The organism is Acholeplasma laidlawii PG-8A, from assembly GCF_000018785.1.
Classification (GTDB): Bacteria; Bacillota_I; Bacilli_A; order Acholeplasmatales; family Acholeplasmataceae; genus Acholeplasma; species Acholeplasma laidlawii.
In genome coordinates, this window is sequence record NC_010163.1 from 613,632 (window position 1) to 628,685 (window position 15,054).

Genomic DNA, 15,054 nt, shown 5'->3' on the forward strand with positions numbered 1-15,054 from the left:
TGGAGGAGAGAATATACCAAGATGAAAGCAAAAAATGTATTTAGTGGCAAAAGAAAAGTAACGAAATATTTGAGTGGTTTGAATGGCGAAAGTAATAAGCAAATAGATTTATTACGATTGTATATTAGTGGAGCATTAGAAGAAACACTCAAAAAATATGAATTCGATTTAATAGAAGTATTTGTTGATAAACTAAGAAATAAAAAACTACATTTACAAATGAATTTACGAAATCAAAACAAAAATATAGGTTTAGATTTCTTCAGCGATTACTATGAGTTTTGTTTTTATTTAGCTGGGTGTGAGCCAGAAGATGTTGAAAATTCAATAGTGAAATATGAGTATAATGGATTTGATTTGGATGCATTGTTGAAAGAGATGGAATCTAAATTAAGCTAATATAGTTTTTAGAAACAATATTAATAAAACTTATGAAAAACCTTGTCAAGTTAAATATCCAATTTGTGTACTATTGTGCTTAAAGCTGTAAGCTTCTAGTGCAATTATTTATAGTAAAGTTAGCCTAGAGGTTATCAAAAATAGTGATAAAGTCCATAATGACAAGACAGTCGAGTAGAGGGGATGTAAACCCTATTGATTATTTTTATGTGAAAAAATCAACGATGGTGTTTCAACTAGATAATTTCAAAGTATAACCCTCTATAATATGTTACTTTGGTATTTTAGATACCTATCTAACCATGTAAGGGGGAACATATTTTAGTCGATTTTGATGTTACTTCAATACACACAAGGTTGATTTTGCAAGCAATTTGTTTGTTTCAACGCACGTTGAAAACATCGTATTGCTTTCTCTAAAAACCGCTTAACAAAGCCGTTCGTATAATAGAACAAGAAGCATTTACCCCTTTAAAACTGGGTTAAATGCTTCTTTTTTACTTTTTGCCCAATGTGGAAACATATCGAAATCAATGTGGAAACATCAAACTATGCTTTAAGCATATATTTTCTTGAGTGTGAGAACATCTTTTTGCTAAAAAATTATATCACTACAACTCGATATAACATCTTAGCTAAGCCATCGGGTGCGTGATATGTTTCCACAATGATTGGTTCAGTTTTTAAGAACTCAAAACGTCGTTCTTTGAACTCATTGTCTGAATAATTCTTGGTTCCAGCAATACAGTATACAATCTCATTTGGATTGACTGATATCATTTTATAGATGAATGTACTTAAAATCTCTGAATCAAGTTCATCGATGACTAAATTCTTTTTACCTAAAATCTCATTGATTTTATCCATACGTTTTCTGGTGTCATAATTTTTTACGTGTTCAAGTTCAAGCTTGTTAATCTCAGCAGTTAGAACTTTAAGACGATCGGAGTATTCTCTATACTTGGTATTAAATATTGATTCTGGAATATCTGGTGTTTTTACTTTTGTATCAATTAGATTGGATAATGCTATTTCGTTTTCATCTCTTTCTAATGTTAACTTTTCAATGATACCTTGGACATCATCGACTTTGATGGTTGATTTAATTATCCTTTGAATGGTTGACATGATATCTAGATCCTTTAAGAAGACTTTGTTTAGCATATGGATTGTGGTTGCTTCAATAAGATCTTGATGACTTGCCTTTGCATTACAATTTGCTTTACCTTCAATGTAGCTACCACACTGTTGCATCACCCTTTGTGATGGCTTACCGTAGTTCCAATAACGTCTTTTTAGCGTTCGACCACATTCGCTACATATAATCATTGCGGTTAAAGGATATGTTCTACTATATTTTGAGAGGTTTTTATCCTCGCCAATTCTAACCTTAGCTCTATCTTTTCTAATGCGTTGTGCAAGTTCAAAAGTATCTCTATCGATGATTGCTTCATGACTGTTTTCTGTATAATAAGTAGGTGCATGATTTTTATTCTTAACTCTTGTGTGACTCAAATAATCGATGCTTATTGTTTTTTGCTGCAGCATATCACCCATGTATTTTTCATTTTTTAAAATGGTTGTAATCGTTGAAAGTCGCCACTCTGTTTTACCAGCACCTGTTTTTGCACCCATCTCAATGAGTTGCTTTGCAATTTTAGCTGGACCAACACCACTAATGTACAAATTGAATATGAGTTTAACAATCTGTGCTTCCTCAGGTACAACCACTAAGTTTCCACCTTTTTTATCCTTCGTATAACCAAGGAAGCGTTTGTGGTTGATAATAGGCACACCCTCTCTAAAACGACGTTGAACATTCCATTTGACGTTTTCTGATACGTTTCTTGCTTCCTCCTGTGCCATTGATGACATGATGGTGAGAAGAAACTCTACTTTAGGATCTAGGGAACTAATGTTTTCTTTTTCAAAAATAATCTCTACATTGATTTGTCTTAACTCTCTAATGTAGTTTAGTGCATCCACAGTGTTTCTTGCAAACCTGGATATTGATTTGGTAAGTATAATATCGATTTGGCCAGCACGTGCTTTTTCGATCATTAAGTTAAACTGTTTTCTGTTCTTTGTGCTAGTCCCACTGATGCCCTCGTCTGCATAAATGCCATCAAATATCCAATCTGGATTCTTTGTAATTCGTTGTGTATATTCATCTCGTTGAGCTTCATAACTTGTTTTTTGTTCTAAGTTGTCTGTTGATACTCGTACATAGGCACATACTCGTTTTCTGGTAATTGGATTATTGATTTGATCCAAAGTGTAATGTGTCTTTGGTTGTATGATTCTTACGGTTTTGTTTTTCATATTTTGACCGCTCCTTTCGTTAGTATATACATCACTCAAAAAGCAATGAATAGCAAGTCATTAGTGACTCAATCATTGCTTTTTCTAATATCGCTTGTAATACCGTAGGTTGATGCGAGCTTATTGATGATAATACTAAACTCATCGATTGTGATGAGTTTTTGATTAAATAGCTTTACTATGATTGATTTGGCTATATTGAATTTCATTTCTGAACTGATAATAATATCCATTTGAATATATATAGATGCAAAGAAAAAAGGAATCGCTTAAGCAATTCCTTTAAAAGGATCTATCGTCAATTTGATCATATGACAACAACCGTCTGATTTACCAACATCAGTTTATCACATTTGAAAAACCAAAACTATATGCTTAGTGCATAATCGTTAGAAGAAGTTTTCAATGACTAAATCTTTCTTAAGTGTTGAAGCATATACACCTTTAAAGATTAGATTTTCTGCGTTAGCTTTTGTAAAGTAAAGAGGTTCTTCATTGATGAAAAAGAAGCCCCCATGGTCTTTGTTAAAATATACTTTTGAAACATAGACTTTATCGTAGTACTCAAATAACATGACACGGTTCTTTTGATTCTTTTGAGTTCTCCAGAAGAAGTCGATTTCAAGATCGCTTTTCTTATATGCGATCATATCGTCATTTATAGTCGATATAGTTAATTGCATTGATGGCACTATCTTGTCATCTATATGTTCAAAGGTTCTAAATGTTAGAGCCTTTTCGTTTCTATTTGAATAGGGATTTCCGATAATGTCATCCACACGGACATTATAAAAACCTGACAGTGTAATGAGATCATGAATGCTAATTTCTCTAGCGCCAGATTCGTAGTTAACATAACCTTGTCTCGATTTACCGATTATTTGTGCAACTTGAACTGTAGATAAATTATTAGCAAGTCTGAGTCTTTTTAAATTTTCACTGATGAAAAGATTATTAAAATCATCATCTGATAATAGTTGATAGTTCATTATTCACCTCTTTAATCTTTCTATTTACATTATAGAGCAACAAATGTGGCTTGGTCAAGATATTTGCATACAATAATTAATACAGAGTGTATCAATTATAAGCAAACATAGGAAAGTTATAACTCTCTTTGTTGCAACTCATCAAAGAAATAGATAAGTCATTTTTTGAATGTTTTTCTTTACTTATAATCATAGGCACCAGGTGAAATATGCAAGAAAGGAGTAATAACTAACAAATGTATGAAGAGGATTCTATGCACTTAAATCAAAAATCACATGTGCCACTAGTCCGTGACTATCTTAAAGTTTATCGCAACAAAATGGGTTATTCAGCTGAGTATCTATCGAGAGAACTTGACGTTTCTGCAGTTTATTACAGGCAAATTGAAGGGGGACAAAGAGGAAAAAGGCTACCTATTGAATTAGTCATTAAATTGATTATATTGCTTCATGTGGAACCACTAGAATTTCTAAAAGCAGAAGCCTCGTATTTAAGTTCATATGAAGAGCTGAACGGCATCAAGAAATACAAAAAAATTAGATGGTAGTATAAACGCCATTTATCTTGTTTTTCAAAAAAACATAGAATCAAAAATTTGATACAGAAAGGTGAAAAGATGTCATCAAAAGAAGGGTTTAGACAGCTTACAAAAAAGTATCTAGATGATGCCGACGTAAGTTTGACGACTAAGCAATCCTATGAAAGGATCCTTCAGCAATTTGTCGAATATGCCAACACACTGTCTGATTTACCAACTCGCAGTGACATTATGGCTTATCGGGATCATCTTTTTAAACGCAAGCTAGAAGAAACGACCATTAAGTATCACCTGGTAGTGGTACGAAATTTCTACCGTTGGTATCACACAAACGGTCATGGAGCAAATCCATCGGAGGGGATTAAAAGTCCAAAGATTGAAAAGAAGTTTAAACGTGCGCATTTGTCTGAAAGTGAATCCAGACAGTTATTAAAACTGGCTCAAATCAATTCAGATAAAAATATCATTAAATACAGAGATTATGTTATGGTTTTACTTATGCTAACAACTGGTATGCGAACTGTTGAAGTAGAACGTGCAGATGTTAGTGATTTAAATGTGATTGATGACGGTGAAATACTCTATGTTCATGGAAAAGGCAAAACATCGAAGAGTTCATTCGTTCGTCTCTCACCTTTAGTGAATAAAGCAATTGAAACATACATCATGAAAAGAAGCGACCAGTATGAACCATTATTTATTGACCATAAACCTAAGTATTTAGGCCAAAGAATGAAAACCAGAAACATTAGACGTATTATCAAGGATCTACTTAGAGATATCGGATTTGATGATGATAAACACACAGCACATAGTTTAAGACATACAACTGCAACATTGGCAAGACAATATGGAGCAAACAAGGATGACACTCAAAAGATTATGCGTCATTCAGATCCTGCAACAACAGAGATTTATATGCATGCGGAAATCAAAAGTCAGCATGTTTATGAACATGTTATTGCACAAAAGCTGCTCAATCAAGAAGAAGATGAAGACAAGAAAAACTGAAAAAGAAATGAAAGGATAAATTATGATCAAAGAGTTTCACAACAACCGGTATGGGAAAGTTCGAACAGCGATTATTGATGATCAACCCTGTTTTAACTTGAAAGATTTAACCCATATTTATGGTATTAAAAATATCAACGATTTTCGCTCTAGAATTCCATCAAATGCAGTTAAAACACTTGAGGTAAAAGACTCAAACGGAGCATCTAAGAATAAGTATTTCATAATCGCTGACTATTTAAGTAGTTGTATGTTTCAATCTACCAAAACTGATGCTGAAGCAATCAGTGATTGGTTATACCGTACTGTATTGCCAAATCTGATTAAATACCAAAAATATAAAGTCGATGAATTTAAGGATCCAGATGTGGCATTATCTTTTTTAGAGGAGTTTGAGGATTTAAGAGTTAGACACAGTGTTGTTGAAACACAGCTCAAACTCAATGCACCAAAAATTAAATATATTGATAGACTTTTAGGGACCGGAAGTGCTACTGATTTGGATATGGTTCATGAAGTCATTAAGTATCATGGACTAAAAAGTACAGAGCTCTTAAAAATACTTAGAGCTAAGCGAATCCTAGATGATTCCAATGTGCCACATCAGGAGTATTGTGATAAGAAGTATTTCAGAGTTGTTGAAGCCAAAGTTGTGAGTGAAGGAAGTACAGTCACATCACAAAGAACCTATGTATACCGAAGTGGTATTACATTTATTGAACGCATACTAAAAGAATACCAGGGAGCAAAAGATGATAAACGAAACTAAGCGTCAAGAACCAACGCGAGATTATTACAAATTAGAAGAAGTTGCAGACATATTAAGAGTATCAAGAAGAACGTTATCAACCTATATCAAAAAAGGAAAACTACACGCATTTAAGATTGGACCAGGGTGGAGAGTATCAAAAGAAAATCTCGTAAAATTTATTGATGAGCTTCATAAAACAAGCAAAAATAAATAATGATTTATTACGCCGATAATGTGTGTATCAGGGCTATGAAAATGGAAAATGCAGGAAACAAAAGATAATGACATACAGAAGCATGCTACAGATAGAAAACCCGAAATAGCATGCTTTTTGTAATGCGAAAGGACTAAAATTATGGCACGACCTTTTAAGATGGGACTGCAGTACTTCCCGCTTGATGTGAATTTTTTTGAAGACGAGAAGATAACGGATTTAAATTTAATGTATGGAGTCATGGGCGAGATGGTGTACATCCGCCTTTTAACCATGATTTATGCACATGGGTATTATTTAGAAATGACAACTGAGCAAGCAGCAAAAACCCTTATTAAGAGTATTGGTAATGCCTGGGCTCCTAGTGTAAATGATATTGAGAAAATAATCCTAAGGGCAGGTTTTAACGGGCTGTTTGATAAAGAACTACTTAGTGTCGGTGTGTTCACTTCAAAAGCGATACAGCGGCAGTTTACGCTTTCTACAAGGCGAAGACGTGGGATTGAACATCAAAAGTATTGGTTATTAGATCAAAATACAATGCTTGAATTAAATAATTTCTATAAAAAAACGCCACAAGTTAATGTTGACAATAACAGTAGTTCAACCGCAGTTATTGATAACGATAATCATACTTCAAATGAGGTTATTGATAGCAATAATGACACTTCAACTAAGGTTATTGAATACAAAAGTACACAAAAAGAAAAAGAAAAGAAAAAAGAAAGAGATAAAGAGGATAAAAAGGATAAAGGGGTATATTCACTTCCTAATTATCATTACATCACAAAAGCAATTATAAGAAGCCAATACATAGAGGGTGGAACTTTAGAAGTCGGTAAATACAATAAGCTCTTTGATGAAGCAGTGTCAATTTATGGATTTGATGATGTCTTAGCAGCAACAGACTATATTGTTAGTTATTCAAAACGAGCTGAAATTGCCATTGATGATAAGTTTAGCTTTATGCGTAAGTCTTTAATGAATAATCTCGAGATGTTCCAGCGAAGAAGGGAGAATAGCCATGAATCAATCGAAGACTGGTTTAAACGACTCGTTTTATAAATGGATAGATCAAGTAAGGCGATCTAAAAGTAAACTCCCTGAGTTACATGAAAAACTTGATTATTACAAAGTTAAACTCATAGGATATCATGGTATCTCATACGATCAAATTGGATCAGGTACTTCAGATAAGAAGGGTGATGAGAATCTTCTTTATTGGATAGATAAGATTAATCAGGTTGAAGATGAAATAAACAAAACTAATGAAGTAATCATGAAATATCAAGATTTTAAGCACTTACTTAAAGAGGAGCAAAAGATTATTCTTGATTCACAAATAGATAGAAGTAATGTGTTAGTAATTCTTAAAGAATTAGGGCTAAAAAGGAGTTCATATAATCAAAAAAAGGAAGAAGTCATTAGATTGTGGTTGGTTTATAATAATAAAGGGTTTTCTCAAAACTGACACAAGATAGCCTTTAATTGCAATAAGATGTCGTTTTTTGCATATAAATAGTGTATAATATTTAAAATAGAACATTTAATGAATGGGGAGAAAATATGGCTGATTTACAATTAGGATTCGAAGATAAGCTATGGCAAATGGCTGATAAGCTTAGAGGTAATATCGAATCATCAGAATATAAGCACGTGATATTAGGTCTTGTGTTCCTTAAATACATTTCAGATTCATTTACAGAACGTTATGAAGAAATAAAAGCAAATTATCCAGGTATGGAAGAAGATAGAGATGCATATGAATCAGAAAATGTGTTTTTCGTACCTAAAGATGCTAGATGGGAATATATCAAATCTCAAGCGAAACAATCAACCATCGGACAGATTATTGATAATGCAATGGTTCAAATAGAAAAAGAAAATGCATCACTAAAAGGTGTATTACCTAAAAACTATGCAAGACCAGAACTAGATAAGACTCGACTAGGTGAACTTATTGATCTATTCTCATTTAATGTAGGGTCTAAAGAAGCAAGAGCAAAAGATGTACTTGGAAGAGTCTATGAGTATTTTCTTAAAAAGTTTGGAACAACTGAAGGTGAATTCTATACACCACCAGCAATTGTAAAATTACTTGTAAACATGATTGAACCATATAACGGTAGAGTTTATGACCCTTGTTGTGGTTCTGGAGGTATGTTTGTACAATCCGCTAAATTCGTTGAAGAACATGCTGGTAAAATTGGGAATATTTCTATCTATGGCCAAGAATATGTTGCAACCACATGGCGTTTAGCAAAGATGAATCTAGCTATTCGAGGAATTGATGCAAACCTTGGTGAAAGAGATGGGGATACTTTTACTAACGATCAACACAAAACATTAAGAGCTGATTATATCCTTGCAAACCCACCATTTAACATTAAAGATTGGGGACAACAGCACTTAATCGGAGATAGTAGATGGCAATGGGGAACACCTCCGGCGACTAATGCTAACTACGCTTGGATATCACATATGATTTCAAAACTAAGCCCAAGAGGTATTGCGGGTTTTGTTTTAGCAAATGGATCATTATCTACTTCAAGAAGTGAAGAATATGAAATTAGAAAAAAGATACTTGAAGAAGGATTAGTTGATTGTATCGTAGCAATGCCATCACAACTTTTCTATGATGTATCAATTCCAGTATCATTATGGTTTGTTTCAAAAAATAAAAATGGTAGAAAAGATAAAGTCTTATTCATTGATGCTCGTAAGATGGGGTATATGGAAACCAGAAAGCATAGAGAACTTACTGATGAAGAAAGTGAGAAGATCTATTCAACCTACCATGCATGGAGAGATGATAAGGATTATCAAGATATTGATGGGTTCTGTAAATCTGCAACACTTGAAGAAATTAGATCACATGATTATGTTTTAACACCAGGTAGATATGTTGGTATAGAAGAAGTTGAAGATGATGGTATTCCATTTGAAGAAAAGATGGAAAAACTGACTTTAGAATTATCTGAGTTATTTGAAGAATCTAAATCTCTTGAGGAAAAGATCAAAGAGAACTTAAGAGGTATCGGGTATGAGCTTTGATCAATGGAGTAAAGTCAATTTGGTGGATTGTCTCGACAAATTGATTGATTATAGAGGTAAAACACCAGCAAAATCAGAAAAAGGGATATTAACGTTAAGTGCAAAATCAGTTAAAAACAGTAACATAGATTACAGTGAGGCATACACTATTTCAGAAGATGAATATAAAAAGTTTATGGTTAGAGGAATTCCCGTCAAAGGGGATATTCTAATAACAACTGAAGCACCAATGGGACAGGTTGCAAAACTAGATAGAGATGGAGTAGCAGTTGCACAAAGATTGTTGACATTAAGACCAAATCCCAAGATTCTAGACAATGATTATTTGTTATATTATTTGCAATCACCTATAGGACAAGCAGAACTTAAGGCTAGAGAAAGTGGGTCAACAGTAACTGGTATTAAGCAGGCAGAGTTTAGAAAGATTAACATTATTCTTCCTCCACTTAGTGAACAAAAAGTAATAGCAAACATCCTCTCATCTCTTGATGACAAAATAGAACTCAACAACAAAATCAATAAAAACCTTGAAGAATTAGCACAAACACTCTACAAGAGATGGTTTGTGGATTTTGATTTTCCTAATGAAGAGGGAGAATCCTACAAATCCAGCGGTGGGGAAATGGTTGAAAGTGAATTAGGATTGATTCCTAAAGGATGGAAAGTGGAATCAATTGGACGAAGCTCAATCTCAAAACTTATTAGTTCAGGTATTAATGAATTTAATGGGACAAAAAAATATATTGCAACAGCGGATGTTACAAACCTTTCAATAAGATCATTCGTTACTGAGATAGATTTCAAGAAGCGACCATCTAGAGCTAACATGCAGCCCATAGCTGGGAGTCTATGGTTTGCAAAAATGAAGGATTCAAGAAAAATGATTAGAGTATCTAAGAGTAGTAGTTATCTAATCGATAAGTGTATTTTCTCAACGGGTTTCGCAGGATTATTCGCTCCGAAATATTCAAATTACATTTGGACAATTTTAACTACTAAAGATTTTGATGATACAAAAAATAATCTATGCAATGGAACAACAATGCAAGCAATAAATAATGAGAATATTAATAGGATCAGAATTCTAATTCCTGATAACAAAACACTTGACTTATTTGAAAGTGTATCAGAACCTATTTTTGAGAAAATACAGTTTAATGAAATCGAAAGTAATAAATTGTCAAAGATTCGTGATGAATTACTACCCAAACTAATGAATGGTGAAATCGAAGTACCAATTGAGGAGTGATGTTATGGCTGTTAAAGTATTCTTTGAATCTGATGTAGAAGAAGCTACATTAGAATGGTTTCAGGAACTAGGATATCAAACTGAGTTTGGTCCTAATATTGCTCCTGAAGGACCATATCCAGAAAGAGCATCCTACACTGATGTCATATTGATTGAGCGATTAAAAGAATCGCTTTTTCGCTTGAATAAATCACTTCCTAAATCAGCTATTGAAGATGCTATAAGACAAATAACGATTCCAAAACAAATAGCTCTTATTGAAAATAATAGAACTTTTCATAAGATGATCACTGATGGTGTTGATGTTTCATATCACGATCAAACTGGAAGACTGGTACACTCTCAAGTTAGAATCTTTGATTTCAATGAACCTACAAATAACGACTATTTAGTTGTTAATCAATTTACTGTTGTTGAAAGTAGAGTTGAAAAAAGACCAGACGTTGTTGTTTTTGTCAATGGACTACCTTTAGTAGTATTTGAACTGAAAACAGCATCCGATGAAAACGTATCAATTAAATCCGCTTTTAGACAAGTTAAAAACTACCAACAGTCAATTAGTAGTTTATTTGTCTATAATTCGTTTAACGTCATTAGTGATGGCTTACATGCTAAAGCAGGTACGATTACATCCGATGAAGATCGCTTTATGACTTGGCGTACAACAGATGGTAAAGAAATCGCACCAACAACGATCCCTCAACTAGAAACACTGATTAAAGGTATGTTTGATAAGAAGCGATTCTTAGATATCATTAAGCAATACGTTTTATTCCAAAAACATGAATCAGGTTATATTAAAATTCTTGCTGGGTATCACCAATATCACGCAGTTAATACTGCGTTAGAGAAAACCTATGAAGCTACATCTGCACATGGTGATAGACGTATTGGGGTCATATGGCATACCCAAGGTAGTGGTAAATCACTTTCGATGGTTTTTTATGCAGGAAAACTGGTTATCTCACAAGAGCTATCTAATCCAACTATTGTTATTATCACAGATAGAAATGACCTAGACGATCAACTATTTCTAACGTTCTCTAAATCGAGTGATTTATTAAGAAGTATTCCAGATCAAGCAGCATCAAGAGAACATTTAAAAGAGTTACTAAATGGTAGAGACTCAGGTGGCATTATTTTTACTACGATCCAAAAGTTTTCACCTGATGATAATGGAAATGTAACGGCATTAACCAATAGAAAAAATGTCATCGTCTTAGCTGATGAAGCACATCGAAGCCAATATGGATTTAGTGCTAAAGTTGTTAAATCTCAAGATGAAGCTTTTGAAAAATATGGTTATGCAAAATACCTAAGAGATTCATTACCCAATGCATCATACATTGGTTTTACGGGTACACCCATTGAAACCACAGATAAGAATACAAGAGCTGTTTTTGGTGATTATATCGATATTTACGATATGTCACGAGCAGTTGAAGATAAAACAACCGTTAAGATATTTTATGAAAGTAGAATTGCTCAAATCGACTTTACAGAAGAATATGATTTGATTGATGAAAACTATGATGAAATCACAGAATATCAAGAAGAAACCCAAAAAGAAGGATTAAAACGCAAGTGGGCAAGACTTGAAGCAATTGTTGGATCAGAGTCAAGAATCAAGACAGTTGCTAAAGATATAGTTGAACACTTCGAAAAAAGACAAGCAACCATGGAAACGCCAGTCGGTAAAGCTATGATTGTTGCGATGTCAAGAAGAATAGCAGTTGAACTCTATGAAGCCATTGTTAAACTAAGACCAGAGTGGCATTCAGATGATGTCTTAAAAGGGAAAATCAAAGTAGTTATGACTGGATCATCAAGTGATCCTGAATCATGGCAAAAACATATAGGCACTAAGCAAACAAGAGAAACACTATCAGAAAGAATGAAAGATAATAATGATGAGCTTGAATTAGTCATTGTTAGAGATATGTGGTTAACTGGATTTGATGTCCCAAGTATGCATACCATGTATGTCGATAAACCAATGCAGGGACACAACCTCATGCAAGCCATCGCAAGAGTTAACCGAGTATTCAAAGAGAAACAAGGCGGACTTGTTGTTGACTATATTGGTATAGCTGACCGATTAAAGAAAGCATTAATGCAATATACAGATAATGATAGAGAACAAGTAGGTGTAGATACTGCGCTTGCAGTATCAGTCATGTTAGAAAAGTTAGATATTGTAAGAGATATTTTGCATCAACATGATTATTCAAAATACTTTGGTGATCGGTATAGTGAAAAACTCCAAGTGATTATGGAGACAATTGATTTTGTTATCGGATTAAGAGAAGAAAGAAAAAATGACTTCTTAAAATTTGTTTCAGAGCTTTCTAAAGCCTATTCACTATGTTCAACTACAGAAGAAGCAGAAAAACACAATGTTGAAATTGGGTTCTTTAAGTCTGTAAGGGCAGGTATTATTAAACTATCAACTGATACAAGTAAAAAGAAATCTGTCGATCAACTAGATTCAGAACTCAATCAACTGATTTCTAAATCACTTAAATCAGATAAAGTGATTGACATCATGGCAGAAATCGGATTATCAAAACCAGATATCTCAATCCTTTCTGACGAGTTCTTAGAAGAATTTAATAAGATGAATCATAAGAATGTTGCCATTGAACTGTTAAAGCGTCTCATTAAAGGTAAACTTAAAATGATTGCTAGAAAGACGATTGTTCAATCTAGACAGTTTTCAGAACTTTTAGAAGATGCTCTTGCTAAATATCAAGCTAGATTAATAGATTCTACCGTTGTTATTCAAGAACTAATAGAACTAGCAAAAGATATTACAAAAGCTGCAGAATCAGGAAAAGAGTCTGGTTTAACTGAGGATGAGTTTGCATTCTATGAAGCATTGTCATCAAACATGACAGCAAAAGAAGTCATGGGAACAGATATCTTAAAAGAAATTGCTAAAGAGCTAACTAAAAAGATAAAATCAAGTACTACAATTGATTGGAATATCAGAGATTCTGTAAGAGCAAAGATTAGATTTGAAATCAAAGTCTTACTAAAGAAATATAACTATCCACCAGATGATCCAAAGGATCCAAATAACTATGATAAATCAGTCCAATTGATAATGGAACAAACTGAACTTGTTTGTGAAAATGAATCTAGATAGTATAAACTTGCAAGGAAGCATTAAACAAACCAGCAAACAATATATCCAAGGTATTTTTAGGAGGGCTTTATGTACAATCTAAAAAGTAAAAAAGCAACAAAAATTGAAAAGGTAACTTTCTCGGATTTAGGACTACTGGAAAGCGATATTGAAGAAGTTCTTAGAACAAATATAGATATGGTTTGTGATGATGAAGAGTCCTTGCTCATTATTGGTAGACAAGTTAAAAATGAAAAGAATGGTCGAAGTGACTTAACGGCAATTGATAATAATGGATCTGTGGTATTAATCGAAATTAAACGTGATAGAAAAGATATCGAAGGCAGAAAAGAAGCTTTTGAATTTCAAGCAATCAGGTATGCTGCTAGTTATGCAACTATAAAATCTGTAGAAGAATTAGTGAAAATTGTCTATGCTCCTTATATTGAAAAATATAAAGAAGAATTTACACTAAATGAACTAACATCATACGAACTTGGACTTAGAAAAATAAAAGAGTTTTTGAAAGTTAATAATGCCATAGACAAGTTCAATGAAAATCAACGAATTATATTAGTTGCTTCTGAGTTTGACGAACAGACTTTGTCAGCAGTTGCTTGGCTCAATAAAAACAAAGTCGATATGAGTTGTTTTAAGCTAATTCCGTATAAATTAGGTTCGGAGATTTATTTGGATACAGAAAAATTATTACCTGTGGCAAATTATGATGATTTCTACGTGAACTTGCTTGATAAATCAGAACCAGCTCAAAGAGTTTCAAAAGGAATAACGAGAAGAGCATTACCTAAAATTGACACAATGCTTACATGGGGTGTTGTTAAAGCAGGCGATATTATACGAGCAAAAGATAGAGAAGATGAAGCTATTCTTCTGAAAAATGGGAATGTTAAAGTAGATGGTAAAGAGTTATCAATGCAAGTATGGCTTAAAAATCTTTACGGATGGTCAAGTATTCAGACATATGTCTTTGCAATACATAAAGAAAGCAATAAAACATTGTCTGAAATTAGAGAAGAATACATGATTGAACAAGAATTGAAAGAAATTCAAGAATAATTTTATTTTATTACGCCGATAATCTGTGTATGTGGACTAACAAAATGGAAACGGAAAGAAATGTAATACAATATGAAACTAAAGGTTGTTATTGGTTGGAAAAGACCAAAAATAATGTATGGTTTCGATTATGCTTTAAGCATATAGATAAAAGTTGACTATTTTGATATGCTATAAATAACATGGAATACTGGCTTTAAAACCAGCCTAGAAATAATGGGAATTCAGAAATGAGTTCCTTTTTGTTTTTGCAGAGATACTTGTAGTATTCCAACTGGTAAACTATTACAGTTTTATGCAATGACAGTTGTACAGTTGGAGT

At 33.2% G+C, this 15,054-nt stretch carries 14 protein-coding genes; 11 read left to right on the plus strand and 3 right to left on the minus strand.

The window, feature by feature from the left end:
• Nucleotides 1-21: 21 nt before the first annotated feature.
• Nucleotides 22-399, plus strand: a complete 378-nt coding sequence (locus ACL_RS02895) for a hypothetical protein (protein WP_012242527.1) — start codon at nucleotides 22-24, stop codon at nucleotides 397-399.
• Between the two features lie 603 nt (nucleotides 400-1,002).
• On the opposite strand, the gene ACL_RS02900 is transcribed toward ACL_RS02895, so the two are convergent.
• The 3 genes from ACL_RS02900 to ACL_RS02905 form a co-directional block, all read right to left on the minus strand.
• Nucleotides 1,003-2,721 (minus strand): recombinase family protein, encoded by a 1,719-nt coding sequence (locus tag ACL_RS02900; protein ID WP_012242528.1) that lies wholly within the window; start codon nucleotides 2,719-2,721, stop codon nucleotides 1,003-1,005.
• A 68-nt stretch (nucleotides 2,722-2,789) separates the two neighbouring features.
• The gene (locus ACL_RS07460) at nucleotides 2,790-2,954 is read right to left on the minus strand and encodes an SHOCT domain-containing protein (RefSeq protein WP_012242529.1); all 165 of its coding nucleotides are present in this window, start codon (nucleotides 2,952-2,954) and stop codon (nucleotides 2,790-2,792) included.
• A 156-nt stretch (nucleotides 2,955-3,110) separates the two neighbouring features.
• Nucleotides 3,111-3,710, minus strand: coding sequence for a helix-turn-helix transcriptional regulator (locus ACL_RS02905; protein WP_012242530.1), 600 nt, complete (start codon nucleotides 3,708-3,710; stop codon nucleotides 3,111-3,113).
• 236 nt (nucleotides 3,711-3,946) lie between these two features.
• Here ACL_RS02905 and ACL_RS02910 point away from each other — a divergent pair, with 236 nt between their 5' ends.
• The 10 genes from ACL_RS02910 (at nucleotide 3,947) to ACL_RS02955 (ending at nucleotide 14,732) form a co-directional block, all read left to right on the plus strand.
• A complete protein-coding gene (locus tag ACL_RS02910) occupies nucleotides 3,947-4,258 on the plus strand; it encodes a helix-turn-helix domain-containing protein (RefSeq protein WP_012242531.1) in 312 nt (103 codons plus the stop codon).
• Between the two features lie 48 nt (nucleotides 4,259-4,306).
• Nucleotides 4,307-5,260, plus strand: coding sequence for a tyrosine-type recombinase/integrase (locus ACL_RS02915; RefSeq protein WP_145961054.1), 954 nt, complete (start codon nucleotides 4,307-4,309; stop codon nucleotides 5,258-5,260).
• 22 nt (nucleotides 5,261-5,282) lie between these two features.
• Nucleotides 5,283-6,029, plus strand: a complete 747-nt coding sequence (locus ACL_RS02920; RefSeq protein ID WP_012242533.1) for a phage antirepressor — start codon at nucleotides 5,283-5,285, stop codon at nucleotides 6,027-6,029.
• Entirely contained in the window at nucleotides 6,013-6,225 is a 213-nt protein-coding gene (locus tag ACL_RS02925; RefSeq protein WP_012242534.1) for a helix-turn-helix domain-containing protein, read from the plus strand. Before ACL_RS02920 ends, ACL_RS02925 begins: the two co-directional genes overlap by 17 nt.
• A 141-nt stretch (nucleotides 6,226-6,366) precedes the next feature.
• Entirely contained in the window at nucleotides 6,367-7,290 is a 924-nt protein-coding gene (locus ACL_RS07215) for a DUF4373 domain-containing protein (protein WP_012242535.1), read from the plus strand.
• Entirely contained in the window at nucleotides 7,250-7,696 is a 447-nt protein-coding gene (locus tag ACL_RS02935) for a hypothetical protein (protein ID WP_012242536.1), read from the plus strand. Before ACL_RS07215 ends, ACL_RS02935 begins: the two co-directional genes overlap by 41 nt.
• 95 nt (nucleotides 7,697-7,791) lie before the next feature.
• Nucleotides 7,792-9,279, plus strand: a complete 1,488-nt coding sequence (locus ACL_RS02940; protein ID WP_012242537.1) for a type I restriction-modification system subunit M — start codon at nucleotides 7,792-7,794, stop codon at nucleotides 9,277-9,279.
• On the plus strand, nucleotides 9,269-10,528 hold the full coding sequence (locus ACL_RS02945; protein ID WP_012242538.1) for a restriction endonuclease subunit S: 1,260 nt from the start codon (nucleotides 9,269-9,271) through the stop codon (nucleotides 10,526-10,528). The genes ACL_RS02940 and ACL_RS02945 overlap by 11 nt, the downstream gene beginning before the upstream one ends.
• A gap of 4 nt (nucleotides 10,529-10,532) precedes the next feature.
• Entirely contained in the window at nucleotides 10,533-13,676 is a 3,144-nt protein-coding gene (locus tag ACL_RS02950) for a type I restriction endonuclease subunit R (RefSeq protein ID WP_012242539.1), read from the plus strand.
• Between the two features lie 69 nt (nucleotides 13,677-13,745).
• Entirely contained in the window at nucleotides 13,746-14,732 is a 987-nt protein-coding gene (locus ACL_RS02955; RefSeq protein ID WP_012242540.1) for a PDDEXK family nuclease, read from the plus strand.
• Nucleotides 14,733-15,054: the final 322 nt, after the last annotated feature.